We start from the raw sequence: 15,747 nt of genomic DNA, 5'->3' as shown, positions 1-15,747 counted from the left end.
GTTCCACCCTTCCCGATTTCCTGATCGCGCGCACGGCGCACAAGGACGTAGCCATGCGGATGCCCGGCCTGGACCTTTTGCGCGCCATCGCCATCGTCTGGGTCATGCTGTTCCATTCCTTCCTGGTCGGCGGGCTCGGCCCGGACTGGGCGTGGCTGTCGCGCTACGGCTGGATGGGGGTGGACCTGTTCTTCGTGCTGAGCGGGTTCCTGATCGGTGGACAGGTGCTGGCACCGCTGGCGCGCAGCGAACGCCTGGCGTTCGGTGATTTCTATCTGCGCCGTGCGTTCCGCATCCTTCCGGCGTTCTTGGCGGTGCTGGCGATCTATCTGCTGTGGCCCGGGTTCCACGAGGCGCCTGGGATGGAACCATGGTGGAAGTTCGCCACGTTCACCATGAACCTGTCGATCGACTACGGCCGCAACGCCGCGTTCTCGCATGCGTGGTCGCTGTGCGTGGAGGAACACTTCTACCTGCTGTTTCCGCTGCTGGCGTGGGCGCTGATGCGCAAGCCGACGGGCTGGCGGTTCGTGACGCTGGGGGTGTTGCTGGTGCTCGGTGGCATTCTCCTGCGCAGCGCGATCTGGCTGCATTTCACCGAAGCGGATCCGGACCGCAACTGGTTCGTCGAGGAACTCTATTACCCGACCTGGTGCCGGCTGGACGGTCTGCTGGCTGGCGTGGCGCTGGCGGCGCTGCGCCAGTTCCGACCGGCATTGTGGGAGCGGGGTCAGGCGCACGCGAACGGCGTGCTGGTGTTGGGACTGGGAGTGCTGGCCCTGGCGATCTGGCTGTTCCGCGACCGTGTCGGCCTGCTCGGCAACAGCGTCGGCTGGCCGGTGCTGGCGCTGGGCCTGGCACTGCTGGTGTTCGCAGGCGCCGAGCGCCGCAGCCTGATCGGGCGCTGGCGGGTGCCGGGCGCTGCGTGGCTGGCCGCGGTGTCCTACAGCCTGTACCTGATGCACAAGCAGATGTACCACCTGCTCGAATCGGCCTACGGCCCGCAGTTGCAGGACAAGGGCGTGCTCGCGTTCGTGGCCTATGGCGTGGCGGCGCTGGCCGGCGGCGCGCTGCTGCACTACGCGGTGGAACGGCCATTCCTGCGGCTGCGCGAACGATGGCACAGGCGCAACCTCGGTCCGGCCGGAGTGCCCCAGCAGGCCTGAGCCAGCGCGCAAGCGCGCCGACCACAGTGGCTGGTCAATGAGAATGATTTGCAAATAGGAATTGATCGCAATAGCATGATGCGCCCAGTGAGTGCACGCATCGCATGTCCCGATCGTCCCGTTCGCGTTTCGGCGCAAGGTCCAACGTCCGTCATTCGCTGCTGCTCGCTGCATTGCTGCCACCGGCGCTCGCCGCGCAGGAGCCGGTCGAAGGCCAGGCCCGCGACCTCGACCGGATCACGGTGGTCGCGGAGAAGACCCAGGTCGCGACCAAGACCGATACCGAACTGGACGAGATTCCACAGGCGGTGAGCGTGGTTTCGGGCGAACTGGCCAGGTCGCGTGGCGCCGACACCCTGCAGGATGCATTGCGTTACACCGCGGGCGTCACCGCCGAACCCTACGGCCTGGATCCGCGCGCCGACGGCTTCTTCGTGCGTGGACTGGATGCGCAGCAGACTCTCGATGGCTTCCGTCGGCTGTACAACTACAGTCCGATGCCGCGGGTGGACGTGTACGCGATCGACCGGGTAGAGGTGCTGCGCGGGCCGGCCTCGGTGCTGTACGGGCAGGGCACGACCGGCGGCCTGGTGAATGCGGTGAGCAAGCGGCCGAGCCTGCGCGACGCTGCGGAGATGTCCGTGCGCTTCGGCAGCTTCGACCATGCCGAAGTGCGCATGGACATGACCGGATCCCTGAATGCCAGCGACACCGTGGCCGCGCGGCTGGTCACGGTCGCGCGCGATGCCGAGCTGCCCACCCACGACCTGCCGAACAACCGGCTGCTGGTGGCACCTTCGCTGACCTGGTTCCTCGGCGATGCCACGCGCATCACATGGCTGGGCCAGTTCCAGCGCGACGATTCCGCCTCGGCCCAGCAGTTCCTGCCGTACGCGGCGGTGAAGGGGCTGCGCGGCGAAAAGCTCGACGACGTGCGCCTGCGCATCGGCGATCCGCGCCACGACCGGCTCGACGCGCGCCAGAACACCAATACGTTGCTGCTGGAACATGACTTCGCCGAACGCTGGTCGCTGTCGGTGAAGGCGCGCGACAGCCATGCGCGCACCGATTTCGCCCAGATCTATGTCGACAGCTTCAGCAATCCGTTCGATCCGTTCGTGCCCGGCGCGCCGGGCAGAACCGTGAACCGCCTGTTCTACGGGGTCACGCCGGTGATGCGCAGCCAGCAGGCCGATGCCGGGCTGCAAGGTGTGTTTGCGACCGGCGCGGTCGAGCACGCGCTGCTGTTCGGCGTGGACTATGCGCGTTTCCGCCAGCGCAGCCGCAGCGCGTGGGGCTACATCACGCCGATCGACCTGGACGATCCGGTCTCGGCAGGCATCGTCGAACCGGAATACTTCGACGAGCCCGACCAGCGCGCGCGCCAACTCGGCGTCTATGCGCAGGACCAGATGCGCCTCGGCGACCGGTTGACCTGGGTGGTCGGTGGCCGCCACGACAAGGTGAATGTCGAAACCGAAGGCGCGCCCGAAATGCGGTTGAGCGAAACCACCTGGCGCACCGGGCTGGTGTACGAAATCGCGCCTGGAATCTCGCCGTACGCCAACTACAGCGAATCGTTCACCCCGGTGCAGGGCGTGGACTTCTACGGCGACCCGTTCGAACCGCTGCGCGGCGACCAGGTCGAAGCCGGAGTGAAGTGGATGCCTTCGCGACAATTCGCGCTGACCGTGGCCGCCTTCCGCATGGAAGAGCAGAACCGCCTGACCAACGATCCGGAGAACATCAGCAACACCATCCAGACCGGGCGCGTGCGTTCGCAGGGTGGCGAGATCGAGGCGCTGTACAGCGGCGGCGACGGCTGGACCGTGACCGGCGCGGCCAGCTTCACCGACGTCGAGGTGCTCGAGAGCAGCTTCGACTACGAGGAAGGGCGCCAGCTCAACGACGTGCCGCGCCGGCTCGCTTCGCTGTGGGTCGACAAGCGGATCGGCCTTGGCGCAGGCGTGCTGTCGCTGGGCGCGGGCGCGCGCCATGTCGGCAGCACCACGTCGTATGGCGAGAACGTCACCATCCAGTCGCCCGACTACACCCTGTTCGACCTGCGCGCCGAGTACGCGCAGGGGCCGTACTTCGTGCGCTTGAACGTGAACAACGTCGCCGACCGTCAGGTGTTCGCGCCCTGCCGTGCGCTTGGCGACTGCTTCACGGGCATGCCGCGCACGGTCATGGCCGAGTTCGGGTTGCGCTACTAGGTCCGGATCACGGAGGCATCGGATGAAACGCAATACCTTGCGCGCGTGGTTCCAGGTGCATCGCTGGAGCAGCCTGGTGTGCACGCTGTTCCTGCTGCTGCTGTGCGTGACCGGGTTGCCGTTGATCTTCTGGCACGAGATCGCGCACCTGACCGGAGGCGAACCCGAGCTGCCGGCCGCGAGCGCGAACGCAACGCCGGTGAGCGTGGACACGCTGGTGTCGCGCGCGCTGCGGGCGCGCCCCGGCGACGTGCCGCTGTTCGTGAGCTGGGAGGAGGACGAGCCGCGCGTCACCTACGTCACCACCGGCCCGCGCCCGGACGCGAGCAACGACGAGATGCACGTGTCCACCTTCGACGCGCTGACCGGCGCGGCGATCCCGGCGCCGCAGTTCAACGAAGGCATCATGTGGGTGTTCTATCGCCTGCACACCGACCTGTACGCGGGCCTGCCCGGACTGCTGTTCATGGGTCTGATGGGCCTGCTGCTGGTGCTGGCGGTCGTCTCGGGCGTGGTCCTGTATGCGCCCTACATGCGCAAGCTGCCGTTCGGCGTGCTGCGTGGCGGCCAGCGTCGGCTCGCGTGGCTGGACTGGCACAACCTCACCGGCATCGTCACCCTGGCCTGGCTCTCGGTGGTGGGTCTGACCGGGGTCATCAACACGCTGGAGCAGCCGCTGGTGGGCCTGTGGCAGCAGCGCCACGTGGCGCAGGTGCTGCAGGAGCCGCCCGGAGTCGCAGCGCCGCGGCGCCCTGCGGCTTCGCTGCAGGCGGCGATCGAAGCGGCGCATGCGCGCCATCCCGATGCGATTCCCTCCTGGGTGGGTTTTCCGGGCACCGGATACAGCGGCAGCCAGCATTACGGCGTATTCCTGCGCGGCGACACGCCGCTGAGGGCGCGGCTGGTGACGCCGGTGTTTGCCCATGCCACCACCGGAAAGCTCGCCGGCAGCGTGACCCAGCCGGTGTGGATGCAGGCGCTGCTGCTCTCGCAGCCGCTGCACTTCGGCGATTACGCCGGATTGCCGCTGAAAATCCTGTGGGCGCTGCTCGATCTGGTGGCGATCGTGGTGCTGGTCAGCGGCCTGGTGCTGTTCGTCCGACGGGGCTCGCGCGCGCAGATCGAAGCGCGGATCGATGCGCGCATGGAGATGGCGCGATGAACCTGCGGCAATCCACCTGGACCTTGCCGGTGCTGATCGCGCTGGCGTCGCTGATCGGGCTGGTGGTCGGGCTGGTGGGGGACGGCGTGTTCGATGCGCTGGGCTGGATCGGGCTGTTGTCGGTGCTGCTGGCGATCGGCTGGGCCTGGAAGCGACGCGAGGCGATCAGGACCTGAGACGCGGTGCGGTGGAAGCGGCCCTGGCCGCGAATGCCTTTGGCTTTGCCGGTTGCAGCAGCATCAAGGGCAATCGCGGCCAAGGCCGCTCCCACAGGCCGCTTCACACGCCGCTCCTGTCGCGGGTCATTGCCCGCGATGGATCTGGAATCCCGCAAACGACTGGCTTACCGGCATCACTTCCAGCCGGTTGATGTTGAGGTGCGGCGGCAGGGTGGCGACCCACCAGATCGCATCGGCGATGTCGGTGTCGGTGATCGGCTGCGCGCCTGCGTACAGCTGGTCGGAAGCCGACTGGTTGCCGCTGGTGCGGACCAGGGTGAATTCGGTTTCGGCCAGACCCGGTTCGATGGATGTCACGCGCACGCCGGTGCCGTGCAGGTCGCTGCGCAGGCCGAGCGAGAACTGGCTCACGAACGCCTTGGTGCCGCCGTAGACGTTGCCGCCGGTGTAGGGGTAGGTCGCGGCGATCGAACTGATGTTGACGATCGCACCGCGGCGTTCGATCAGGCCCGGGAGCAGGGCGTGGGTCAGCGCGACCAGGGCGGTGATATTGGTGTCGATCATCTGCCGCCATTGGCCCAGGTCGGCGCTTTGCGCCGGCGCGGTGCCCAGGGCAAGGCCTGCGTTGTTGACCAGCAGGTCGATACCCTGGAGCGCTTCGGGAAGGGTGGCGAGCGCCGCCTGCATGGCATCGGCGTCGCGGATGTCGAACGCCAGCGTGTGCACGCGCTCGCCGAGCGAGTCCCGCAGGGTCTGCAGCCGCTCGGCGCGACGTCCGGTGGCGATGACGGTCCACCCTTGCGCGGCGAACCGCTGTGCGGTGGCACGGCCGAAGCCGGACGTGGCGCCGGTGATCAGGGCGGTCTTGGGCATGACAGGCGATGCGCTGTGGACGGCGGGCAAGCGTAGCAATTCGCGCGATCCGGCCGCACTTCCCGATCGCGGCCGCTACAACCGGATGAAGAATGTCGCGCTGGAGATCAGGACTTCTTCGCGGGCGGTTTCGCTGCCGCTGAGCCCTTGCCGGCCTTCTTTGCCGGCTTCTCCGCCGCCGCGGACGCAGCGGCCTTGCGCTTGCGGCCGGTGGACGATTTGCCCGCGGTGCGCGACTTCGATGCCCGATGCTTTTCCAGCATGTCCTCGGCCAGGACGATGTCCTCGGACAGGATCCCGGCGGCCTTGGCGATCGCGATCCGCGCCTCGGCCTTGTTCTCGTCGGGATTGGCCAGCAGCAGCTCACGGATCGCCTCGCGTACCGCGGCTTCCGCGTTGCGCTTGAGCTTGACGTCGTTGCTCTGGCGGAACAGCGCCATCAGCGCATCGACGACAGGCTTGATCAGGGCGGCTTCGATGGCCATGGCGGTGCTTCCTCTACAGGGAAGACAGTGTGCGGGATCGGCTTCTCACAGGCAGCGACGGGAGGCGTTCCGGCATCGGCTCGGGAGCGCGCAGGCCCGCCGGTGGAGGCGTGCCCGCATCCGGCTCCCGCTCGACTACTTCGCCTTGATCGCCAGCGCCGGCAGGCCGCCACTGGCGAGCTTGCCCTTGGCGCTGGCCAGCTCGGACGCAGTGCCGTAGGGGCCCATGCGTACGCGGTAGACGGTCTTGCCGTTGATCTGCGCCGATTCGACCCGGGCATTGAGCCCGAGCAGGGCGATCTTGGCTTTCACTGCCTCCGCATCGCCCGAGGCGCCGAAGGCCCCGGCCTGCAGCACGTAGGGCGTGTCGGTGCCCGTGGCGACGGCCGCAGCTGGGGTGGTTGCTCCAGCGGCGGCGACCGCTGTGGCCGGGGCCTGCGATTCGGCCAGCGGCTGTGGCTGGGGCGCGTTGCCCGGGGGCTGCGCCGCAGCGGCTTGTTGCTGCGCGAGGCGCTGTTGCTCCCGCTGCGCGCGCTCCTGCTCCTCCCGCGCCGCGGCCGCGAGCTGGGCGTCGGTCATGGCGACTTCCTCGCCCGGTAGCAGGTCGTAGAAATCGTAATCGGGCTGTTCGGGCGCATCGGTCTTCGCGCCCGGGCTGCCCGGGGGGTCTTCGGTTCCGGTGCCTGCGACGTCCGCCTCGTCGGCTGCGTCCGAGCCCACCGGCTGCGCATCCGGGTTGGCGCGCGGCCGGAAGAATCCATCCTCGCCATTGCCCTTGAGGAATCGCGGCGCGGCCAGGATCACCCCCACCGTCAGCACGATGCCCAGCACCATCCATGCCCAGCCGGGCAGCGAGCCGCTGCCGCTGCCGGTGTTGCGCCGCGCCTGGGATCTGCCCCGTCTTGCTGCCACTTACATCGCCTCCGGCGCTTCGACGCCAATCAGTTCCAGTCCATTCTTCAGTACCTGGCGTGTGGCCGACGCGAGGACCAGGCGCGCATCGCGCAGGTTGGCATCGTCCACGAGGAACTGGTGGTCGTTGTAGTACGACTGGAAGTCCTGCGCCAGCTCCAGCAGATAGGCCGTGATCAGGTGCGGTTCCAGATCCGCGCCCGCGGCGGCCACGACCTCGGGCCAGCGCGACAGGTCGGTGAGCAGGTCGCGGGTGGCGCGGTTGTCCAGGTCGAGTGCCTGCGCCAGGCCATTCTCGCGGCCGAAGGACAGCCCACGCTCGGCCAGCTGGCGGAACACTCCGCAAATGCGCGCGTGCGAGAGCTGGACGTAATACACGGGATTGTCGAGCGATTGGCTGCGCGCCAGGTCGATGTCGAAGGTGAGCTGCGAATCGGGTTTGCGTGCGAGCAGGAACCAGCGGGTCGCATCGCGGCCGGCTTCCTCGATCAGGTCGCGCAGGGTCAGGTAGCTGCCGGCGCGCTTGGAGAGCTTCACTTCCTCGCCGCCACGCATCACGGTGACCATCTGGTGCAGCACATAGTCCGGGTAGCCGGGCGGGATGCCGGCGTCGAGCGCCTGCAGCCCGGCTTTCACGCGCATCAGTGAGCCGTGGTGATCGGCGCCCAGTTCGGTGATCGCGCGCTCGTAGCCGCGCTGCCATTTGCTGCGGTGGTAGGCGATGTCCGGCACGAAATAGGTGTATGTGCCATCCGACTTGCGCATCACCCGATCCTTGTCGTCGCCGAAGTCGGTGGTGCGCAGCCACAGCGCGCCGCCTTCCTCGTAGGTGTGGCCGTGGGCGACGAGCTCGCGCACGGTTTCCTCCACCTTGCCGTCGGCGTAGAGCGAGGATTCCAGGAAATACACGTCGAAGGACACGCCGAACGCGGCCAGGTCGGCATTCTGCTCGCGGCGCAGCCAGGCCACGGCGAACCTGCGGATGGCATCGAAGTCGTCGGCGTCGTGCTTGCCGGTGACGACATGACCCTCAATGTCGACGCTGTCGCCGCGCAGGTAGGCGGTGGCGACCTCGGCGATGTAGTCGCCGTTGTAGGCATCTGCCGGCCAGTCCGCATCTCCGGGTTTCGCGCCGCGCGCGCGCGCCTGGACCGAACGCGCGAGGTTCTCGATCTGCACGCCGGCATCGTTGTAGTAGAACTCGCGCACCACCTCCCAGCCGTTGGCGGCGAGCACGCGCGCGATGCAGTCGCCGATCACCGCCGCGCGGCCGTGGCCGACATGCAGGGGGCCGGTGGGATTGGCCGACACGTACTCGACGCCCGCGCGCCGGCCCTGCCCGGACTCGTTGCGCCCATAGGCGCAGCCGCGCACGCAGATCTCGTGCAGCTGTTCCTGCCAGGCCTGCGGCGCCATGCGGAAGTTGAGAAAGCCGGGGCCGGCGATCTCGACCTTCGCGACATCCTCGCTCGCCGGCAGCGCGTCGATCAGGGCCTGCGCCAGCACGCGGGGATTGGGCTTTGCGCCGTCACGTGCGGCATGCTTGACCAGCAACATCGCCGCATTGGTCGAGAAATCGCCGTGGCTGCGATCCTTCGGCCGTTCAACGATGAAGTCGGGCACGTCGATGTCGGCCGGCAGCGTGCCGTTGGCCTGCAAGGCAGCGACGGCCTGCTCCAGCAGGGCGCGGAGTTGGGGTTTCACTGGGGAAGCAAGGGTTTTCGGCTGATTGCGCATTGTACGTGGCGGCAGCAGGCACTGCTTGCCGTCATGCGCGTTGCCGCAGGTTGGTGCTGCACTGCCGCTATGGCCGCTGCCTGCTCATAGCCAACCCCGACCCGCCATCGACACCGGCGTACCGTCGCCGATCACGAAGTGGTCGAGCAGGCGTACATCCACCAGCGCCAGGGATTGCTTGAGTCGTGCGGTGACCGCGCGGTCGGCGGCGCTGGGTTCGGCGCTGCCGCTGGGATGGTTATGGCCCACGATCACTGCCGCGGCGTTGTGGGCCAGGGCGCGTCGCACCACTTCGCGCGGATGCACCTCGGCACCGTCGATGGTGCCGGTGAACAGCTCCTCGAATGCGAGCGCGCGATGGCGGCTGTCCAGGAACAGCGCCGCGAAGACTTCCTGCGGATGGCCGCGCAGGCGCTGGGCGAAGTAGCGCCCGGCGGCGGCCGGGTCGGAGAGCGCTTCCCCGCGCTCCAGGCCGGCGGCCAGATAGCGGCTGCACAGCTCCAGCGCCGCCGACAGCCGGCAGGCACGGGCCGGACCGAGGCCGGGTAGCCCGATGAGCTCGTCCGGGCTGCGTTCGAGCAGGCTACGTAGAGGCCCGTGGCTGGACAGCAGGCCGCGTGCGGTGGCGACGGCGTCCTCGCCGCGCAGGCCCGAGCCCAGGAAGATCGCCAGCAGTTCCGCGTCCGAGAGCGTACCGGCGCCGCGCGCGAGCAGTTTTTCGCGCGGGCGTTCGCCGCAGGGCCAGTCGCGGATATGCATGGTGGCGGTCAGCCTGGGGTTGGAAAGTGGGGGCGCGACGCCGCGGGAAGCCGGAGATTGCTGTGAGTGCAAGTTGCATTCCCGCAGCGCCGTGCCTGTCGATACCTTAGCCAGTGCCGCCGGCTCGCACGATCGGGCGAAGTCCGGTCATCGGGTAAGCTAGTTCCGATTCGTGACTAGGAATTTTCCGAGCGCGTCATGACGATCCGTGGACAGCGCGTGCTGCTGTGCGTGTGCGGCGGCATCGCCGCCTACAAGGCGGCCGATCTGGTGCGCCGGCTGCGCGAGGCCGGCGCACAGGTGCAGGTCGCCATGACCGAGAACGCGCAGCGCTTCGTCGGCGCGCAGACCTTCCAGGCGCTGTCGGGTCATCCGGTGCGCTCGTCCTTATGGGACGCGCAGGCCGAAGCGGCTATGGGCCATCTGGAACTCGCGCGCTGGGCGGAGAAGGTAGTCGTCGCGCCGGCAACGGCCAACATGCTGGCGAAGCTGGCGCACGGCTTCGCCGACGATCTGGTCAGCACCCTGTGCCTGGCCACGGAGGCGCCGATCCTGATCGCGCCGGCGATGAACCACCGCATGTGGCGGCATCCGGCGACCCAGGCCAACCTGCAGACCCTGCACGCACACGGGGTGCGCAGCGTCGGTCCGAACGACGGTCCGCTGGCCGAAGGCGAGTCCGGTCCCGGGCGCATGGCCGAGCCCGCCGAGATCGTGGCTGCCCTGGATGCCGGATGAAGGGTTCGCAGCGCCAGGGAAGCTGCGCATGAGCACGTCGCTGGCCGGGCTGCGCATCGTCGTCAGCGCGGGGCCCACGTACGAGGACATCGACCCGGTGCGGTTCATCGGCAACCGCAGCAGCGGCAAGATGGGTTTCGCCATCGCCGCCGCCGCCGCGCAGCGCGGCGCGCAGGTGCGGCTGATCGCTGGCCCAGTGCATCAGCCCACACCGCGCGACGTGCAACGCACCGACGTGCGCAGCGCCGCGCAGATGCACGCAGCCGTGCTGTCCGCGTTGCCTGCCGATGTCTACATCGGCGCAGCGGCGGTAGCCGACTTCACCCCGCGCAGCTTCGCCGGCAGCAAGATCAAGAAGCAGCCCGGCGAGGAGGGATTGACCCTGCAACTGGTCCGCACCCGCGACATCCTGGCCGACGTGGCGGCGCATCCGCAGCGGCCGCGCCTGGTGCTGGGCTTCGCCGCCGAGACCGATGAGGTCGAGCGCTACGCGCGCGGCAAGCTCGAACGCAAGCGCGTCGACCTGATCGCCGCCAACCGGGTGGGGGTGGAGGGCTCGGGCTTCGAGAGCGACGACAACGCGCTGCAGCTGTTCTGGCCAGGGGGCGAACGTGCGCTCGGCCCGGCCAGCAAGCAGGTCCTGGCCGATGCCCTGCTAGACCTGATCGGCGAGCGGCTGGCCGCAATGACGCCCCTGGCTTCCCCTCGAACGGACCAAACGTGAATCTGGCCCACCACCACACCCTGGAAGTGAAGCTGCTCGATTCCCGCTTTGGCGGTGAATGGCCGCTGCCTGCCTACGCCACCCAGGCCAGCGCCGGCCTGGACCTGCGTGCCGCGCTGGACGAGCCCCTCACCCTGATGCCGGGTGACGCAGCCCTGATTCCATCGGGGCTGGCGATCCACCTGGCCGATCCGCAGCTGTGCGCGGTGATCCTGCCGCGCTCCGGGCTGGGGCATAAGCACGGGATCGTGCTGGGCAACGGCACCGGGCTGATCGATGCCGACTACCAGGGCCCCTTGCTGATCAGCACCTGGAACCGCGGGCGCGAGCCGTTCACCGTCGCGCCCGGCGACCGGATCGCGCAGCTGGTGGTGCTGCCGATCGTGCGGGCCGCATTGCAGGTGGTGGATACTTTCGCAGACAGCGCGCGCGGAGCCGGCGGTTTCGGCCATACCGGGCTGCGCTGAATCCCGCAGTGCACGGACACCCATGACATGAGTCAGACACCGACGCGGCAACTCTCCGCTGCCCAGCTGCGGCCCGCGCTGCCGATCGCGGCGGCGGTCCTGGGTCTGCTGGCACTGTGGATGGCCTGGAGCGGCTGGCGCCAGTGGCAAGGGGAGCAGGCGCGGCAGCAGGTGCAGGCTGCGCGCGACCAGATGGTCCAGGACACCGCACGCGCGTTGAAGGCCGAAACCGACCGGCTGGCTCGTCAGCTGGCCGCCCCCGCCACCCGGTCGGCCCTCGCCGCCGGCGACCTGGCCGGTGCCGCCGCGGCGATCCGGCGCGATTGGCCCGACGCCGGACAGGTCGACGTGCTGCCTGCCGGGCTGGATGAGGCCTACGCGCAGCTGCCCAAATCCGGATTCGGCCGGATTGCCGTGGCCGAGGCGGCGCTGGCGGCGGATGCGCCGGTCGCGCGCATGGCCAAGGAGGCTGGCGGCGCGCGCTTGCTGGTGGCGGCACCGGCGAGCGCCCCGGGACGGCCGGATGCGGTCGCGATCGTGCATCTGCCCGCCACGCGTGTAGCGCGTGCGTTCGAAACGGTCGATGTCGGCAGCGACGGCTACCTGGCGCTGCGACAGGGCGACTTCAGCGTGGTGGAACGCGGCGACCGGGCACTGGCCGGTGCCGCCGAGGCGCTGGCCACGGCGATCCCGGGAACCGAGCTGCGGGTGTCCGCGGGCGCCCCCGCGACCCCGGGTGCCGCATTCGGCATGGGTGCGATGTCCGCCCTGGTGGGTGCAGGCGTGCTGGCAGTCATGGCCCTGCTGGCGCTGGTCGGGTGGAAACGTGGCCCGCGGCGCACGCCGGAAGCAGCCGCCCACACCGAGCCGACCCTGGTGCAGGCGCTGCAGCAGGCGCCGGCGCCGACGTCTGATGCAGCAGCGCCTGTTCCGATCGTTTCCAAGGAGTCGACAACAGTGGAAGACAGCAAGCCCGCCGCCGTATCGATCGATCCCGGCATCTTTCGCGCCTACGACATCCGCGGGGTGATCGGTCAGAGCCTGGACGCCGGCGTGGCCGAGCACATCGGCCAGGCGGTGGGTTCGCTCATGCGCGACAGGGACCTGCCCGACATCGTGGTCGGCCGCGACGGCCGCCTATCGGGTCCCGACATGGTCGCCGGGTTGATCGCAGGCCTGCGCAAGGCCGGGCGCAACGTGATCGACATCGGCCTGGCGCCGACCCCGTTGGTGTACTTCGGCAGCTTTTTCCTGCGCACCGGCTGTTGCATCGCGGTCACCGGCAGCCACAATCCGCCCGACTACAACGGGTTCAAGATCGTGGTCGGCGGCGACACACTGTCGGGCGATGCGATCACCGACCTGTACGACCGGATCGCCGGCGGTCGCCTGCACAACGCGGCCGAGCCGGGCAGCGTGTCGCAGCGCCGGATCGACGACGATTACCTGGAGCGCATCGCCCACGACGTGCAGCTGCAGCGCCCGTTGAAGGTGGTGGTCGATGCCGGCAACGGCGTGGCCGGCGAACTCGGCCCGCGCGTGCTCCGCGCGATCGGTGCGGACGTGGTGCCGCTGTACTGCGAGGTGGACGGTACCTTCCCCAACCACCATCCCGACCCCAGCGAGCCGCACAACCTCGAGGACCTCATCGCTACGGTGCAGCGCGAAGGCGCAGACCTCGGCCTGGCCTTCGACGGCGACGGGGACCGCCTGGGCGTGGTGACGCGCGAAGGCGTGAACATCTTCCCCGACCGCCTGCTGATGCTGTTCGCGGCCGACGTGCTCGAGCGCAATCCCGGCGCGGTGATCCTGTACGACGTGAAGTGCACCGGACAGCTCTCCGGGCACGTGCTGCGCCATGGCGGCAGCCCGTTGATGTGGAAGACGGGGCATTCGCTGATCAAGGCCAAGATGCGCGAAACCGGTGCGGAGCTGGCCGGCGAGATGAGCGGGCATTTCTTTTTCGCCGAGCGCTGGTTCGGCTTCGACGACGGCATCTATTCGGCGGCGCGCCTGCTCGAAATCCTGGCCGGGCGCGAGGAGTCTCCCAGCGAGGTGCTCGGCGCGCTGCCGGGCGGCGTGTCCACACCGGAGATCAAGATCGATGCCCCCGATGGCGATCCGCACGCCTTCGTCGAGGGTTTCCGCAGTCGCGCCAGCTTCGAAGGCGGACGGATATCGACGATCGATGGCGTGCGCGTCGATTGGCCGGACGGCTGGGGCCTGATTCGCGCATCCAACACCACGCCGGTGCTGGTGCTGCGTTTCGATGCCGACAACGAGGACGCCCTGCAGCGCATCCAGAACGTGTTCCGCGAGCAGCTGCTCGGGTTCCAGCCGGACTTGCCGATCCCGTTCTGACGGCCCTCGGCCTCGCGGTAGCCGGCCGCGGCGGACGCGCCCTGCTGCGTCCGGTCTAGTCGCTGCTCGCGGCGTCCGGGGTTGCTTCTCCCGGGGGGGTCTTCAGGTCGCGGTAACGCTGCAGCGCCGATGCGAGATCGCCGTCGAGCATCGCGCGGTCGGCGCGCTGATCGCGCAGGACCTGCGATTGCCGGTTGAGATCGGCATGCTGCTTGAGGATGTTGTCGTGTAGCGGCTTGGGCACCGGCTTGCCGCCGAGTTCCAGGTTCGCCGCCTGCCCGAGCAGTGTGACCAGGCCATGACGCAGATTGGCCTGGCCCAGGGTGGAGGTCTTGATCGATTCCTCCACCAGCACGATGCGTTCGTTGAACGCGCGCTGCAGGTCGGCCTCGGTGGCGTAGGACTCCACCATCGCCAGGTCGCGGCGCACGCGCGCGGCCTGCGCATCGGCAGCGAGCTGTGCCTGGCTGGCGGCGGCGGCCGCAGCGGCGCGTTCTTCGGCGGTCAGCGCACGGTCGACCTCGTTCAGCGTGCGCCCGCTGCGGGCGCTGAACTCCTTGCGCGCACGGGCAGCCTGCTCCGGCGGCAGTGCATCGCCGCAGACCTTCTTGCCGTTGTCGGTCCAGCAATAGAGTTTTTTCTGCGGCGTGGCGCCTTTCTGCGCCAACGCCTGCGGCGTCGCGGCGAGCATGATCGCCAGCGACAGCGCCGCCCCTCCCAGAGTGAGCTGTGTCTTCATCCGGTCCCCCCGGCCGGTGTGGTGCTGCCATAGCGTACGCGGTACGCCTGCAGGCGGTCGCGTTCGGCGGCCAGCGTGTCGCTTTCGCCGACGAACGCCAGCAGGTCGTCCAGCCCTGCGACCGCGATCACAGGTATGTTCTGATCCTGCGCGACCGCCTGCGCCGCCGAGCGGGGGTCGGTGTCGCTCACCCGCTCCTGGCGGTCGAGCGCGATCACGATGCCGGCCGGCGTGCCGCCCCCCTGCCGGATGATCTCCAGCGCCTCACGGATGGCGGTGCCGGCGGTGATCACGTCGTCGACGACCAGCACGCGGCGTCCGGCCAGTGGCGCGCCGATCAGGGTGCCGCCCTCGCCGTGCGCCTTGGCCTCCTTGCGGTTGAAGGCCAGCGGCAGGTCGCGGCCGCGGCGCGCGTACTCGCAGGCCAGCGCAGTGGCCAGCGGGATGCCCTTGTAGGCGGGGCCGAAGAACAGGTCGAAATCCCCGAGGGAACCGGCCAGCCGCGCCGCTTCCAATGCATCGGCGTAGCAACCGGCCAGATCCGCCAGTACCGCGCCCGAGTCGAAGCGGCCGGCATTGAAAAAGTAAGGACTCGTGCGCCCCGATTTGAGGGTGAACTCGCCGAAGCGCAGCGCATCGGCGCGCAGGGCGAGCTGGAGGAAACGCCGGCGATGGTCGGTCATGCCGCCGATTTTCCCACGTCGTCCGAGCCGAGCGTGCGCAGCAGCACATGCTGCGGGCCGGACCGCTCGCCGAAATACATGCGGCCGCTGTCGATGAAGCCGGCATTGCGATAGGCCTGGAGGGCGATGTGATTGTCGCAGTGCACCGTCAACGCCAGCAGGCGCACCCGTGGGTGCCTGCGCTCCAGATCCTCGTAGCAGGCGTTCAGCGCGCGCGTGCCCAGCCCGCGACCCTGCCAGCTGCGGTCGATCAGCAGGCTGCGCAGCGCCGCGCAGGCATTGCCGTAATCGCAGCCGGCCACCGCGCCGGGTCGCAGGTCGAGGCGGTAGAAACCGACCACCTTGCCGTCCGCGAGCACGGCCATCGCCTCGCTGTCGGGATCGGCCTCGGTATCGATCAGGTTGCTGGCCACGTCGCCGACGAAGGCGTATTGCGCCGGGTCGGCGCGCAGCGCGCGTACCGCCGCGGCAATCTCGGGCGTCACCTGCTGGACGCTGACCACGGCGGGAGCGGGCGATCGTGGCATCCGCGGATCATAGTCCGAT

The 15,747-nt window shown here is 69.1% G+C and carries 14 protein-coding genes and 1 pseudogene; 7 read left to right on the top strand and 8 right to left on the bottom strand.

What is annotated here, in order from left to right:
• Positions 1 to 53: 53 nt before the first annotated feature.
• The 4 genes from MC375_RS03485 to MC375_RS03470 all read left to right on the top strand — a co-directional run bounded on the left by MC375_RS03485 (position 54) and on the right by MC375_RS03470 (position 4,720).
• The gene (locus tag MC375_RS03485; protein WP_242101914.1) at positions 54 to 1,166 is read left to right on the top strand and encodes an acyltransferase; all 1,113 of its coding nucleotides are present in this window, start codon (positions 54 to 56) and stop codon (positions 1,164 to 1,166) included.
• A 104-nt stretch (positions 1,167 to 1,270) separates the two neighbouring features.
• Positions 1,271 to 3,382 (top strand): TonB-dependent siderophore receptor, encoded by a 2,112-nt coding sequence (locus MC375_RS03480; protein WP_242101913.1) that lies wholly within the window; start codon positions 1,271 to 1,273, stop codon positions 3,380 to 3,382.
• Positions 3,383 to 3,404: 22 nt separating this feature from the next.
• Positions 3,405 to 4,544, top strand: coding sequence for a PepSY-associated TM helix domain-containing protein (locus MC375_RS03475; protein WP_242101912.1), 1,140 nt, complete (start codon positions 3,405 to 3,407; stop codon positions 4,542 to 4,544).
• Complete coding sequence (locus MC375_RS03470) at positions 4,541 to 4,720, top strand: hypothetical protein (RefSeq protein ID WP_242101911.1); 180 nt, start codon at positions 4,541 to 4,543, stop codon at positions 4,718 to 4,720. Before MC375_RS03475 ends, MC375_RS03470 begins: the two co-directional genes overlap by 4 nt.
• A gap of 126 nt (positions 4,721 to 4,846) precedes the next feature.
• On the opposite strand, the gene MC375_RS03465 is transcribed toward MC375_RS03470, so the two are convergent.
• The 5 genes from MC375_RS03465 to radC all read right to left on the bottom strand — a co-directional run bounded on the left by MC375_RS03465 (position 4,847) and on the right by radC (position 9,489).
• On the bottom strand, positions 4,847 to 5,596 hold the full coding sequence (locus tag MC375_RS03465) for an SDR family NAD(P)-dependent oxidoreductase (protein WP_242101910.1): 750 nt from the start codon (positions 5,594 to 5,596) through the stop codon (positions 4,847 to 4,849).
• 107 nt (positions 5,597 to 5,703) lie between these two features.
• Complete coding sequence (locus MC375_RS03460) at positions 5,704 to 6,081, bottom strand: hypothetical protein (protein WP_242101909.1); 378 nt, start codon at positions 6,079 to 6,081, stop codon at positions 5,704 to 5,706.
• A gap of 135 nt (positions 6,082 to 6,216) precedes the next feature.
• The gene (locus MC375_RS03455; protein ID WP_242101908.1) at positions 6,217 to 6,993 is read right to left on the bottom strand and encodes an SPOR domain-containing protein; all 777 of its coding nucleotides are present in this window, start codon (positions 6,991 to 6,993) and stop codon (positions 6,217 to 6,219) included.
• Positions 6,994 to 8,697: an arginine--tRNA ligase gene (gene argS, locus MC375_RS03450; protein WP_242101907.1), complete on the bottom strand. Its 1,704-nt coding sequence runs from the start codon at positions 8,695 to 8,697 to the stop codon at positions 6,994 to 6,996. It abuts the gene before it with no gap.
• 117 nt (positions 8,698 to 8,814) lie between these two features.
• Complete coding sequence (gene radC / locus MC375_RS03445; RefSeq protein ID WP_242101906.1) at positions 8,815 to 9,489, bottom strand: DNA repair protein RadC; 675 nt, start codon at positions 9,487 to 9,489, stop codon at positions 8,815 to 8,817.
• Between the two features lie 198 nt (positions 9,490 to 9,687).
• Between radC and coaBC the strand changes: the two are divergent.
• From coaBC to MC375_RS03430, 3 genes and pseudogenes are all read left to right on the top strand, one after another.
• Positions 9,688 to 10,951, top strand: a pseudogene (gene coaBC / locus MC375_RS03440) (bifunctional phosphopantothenoylcysteine decarboxylase/phosphopantothenate--cysteine ligase CoaBC).
• A 2-nt stretch (positions 10,952 to 10,953) separates the two neighbouring features.
• On the top strand, positions 10,954 to 11,418 hold the full coding sequence (dut, locus tag MC375_RS03435; protein WP_242102943.1) for a dUTP diphosphatase: 465 nt from the start codon (positions 10,954 to 10,956) through the stop codon (positions 11,416 to 11,418).
• A gap of 27 nt (positions 11,419 to 11,445) precedes the next feature.
• Positions 11,446 to 13,779, top strand: a complete 2,334-nt coding sequence (locus tag MC375_RS03430) for a phosphomannomutase/phosphoglucomutase (protein ID WP_242101905.1) — start codon at positions 11,446 to 11,448, stop codon at positions 13,777 to 13,779.
• 55 nt (positions 13,780 to 13,834) lie between these two features.
• On the opposite strand, the gene MC375_RS03425 is transcribed toward MC375_RS03430, so the two are convergent.
• Genes MC375_RS03425 through MC375_RS03415 form a run of 3 tightly spaced genes read right to left on the bottom strand, consistent with a single transcriptional unit; the run spans position 13,835 to position 15,728 of the window.
• The gene (locus MC375_RS03425; protein ID WP_242101904.1) at positions 13,835 to 14,518 is read right to left on the bottom strand and encodes a hypothetical protein; all 684 of its coding nucleotides are present in this window, start codon (positions 14,516 to 14,518) and stop codon (positions 13,835 to 13,837) included.
• The gene (pyrE, locus tag MC375_RS03420) at positions 14,515 to 15,201 is read right to left on the bottom strand and encodes an orotate phosphoribosyltransferase (protein WP_242101903.1); all 687 of its coding nucleotides are present in this window, start codon (positions 15,199 to 15,201) and stop codon (positions 14,515 to 14,517) included. The genes MC375_RS03425 and pyrE overlap by 4 nt, the downstream gene beginning before the upstream one ends.
• Positions 15,198 to 15,728 carry a GNAT family N-acetyltransferase gene (locus MC375_RS03415; RefSeq protein WP_242101902.1) on the bottom strand — a complete coding sequence of 177 codons (531 nt, stop codon included), beginning with the start codon at positions 15,726 to 15,728 and terminating at the stop codon, positions 15,198 to 15,200. Before MC375_RS03415 ends, pyrE begins: the two co-directional genes overlap by 4 nt.
• Between the last annotated feature and the right edge of the window lie 19 nt (positions 15,729 to 15,747).

It is taken from the genome of Lysobacter sp. M2-1 (genome assembly GCF_022662495.1).
Lineage (GTDB): Bacteria > Pseudomonadota > Gammaproteobacteria > Xanthomonadales > Xanthomonadaceae > JAKPBU01.
This window is presented reverse-complemented; position numbering and strand designations above follow the sequence as displayed.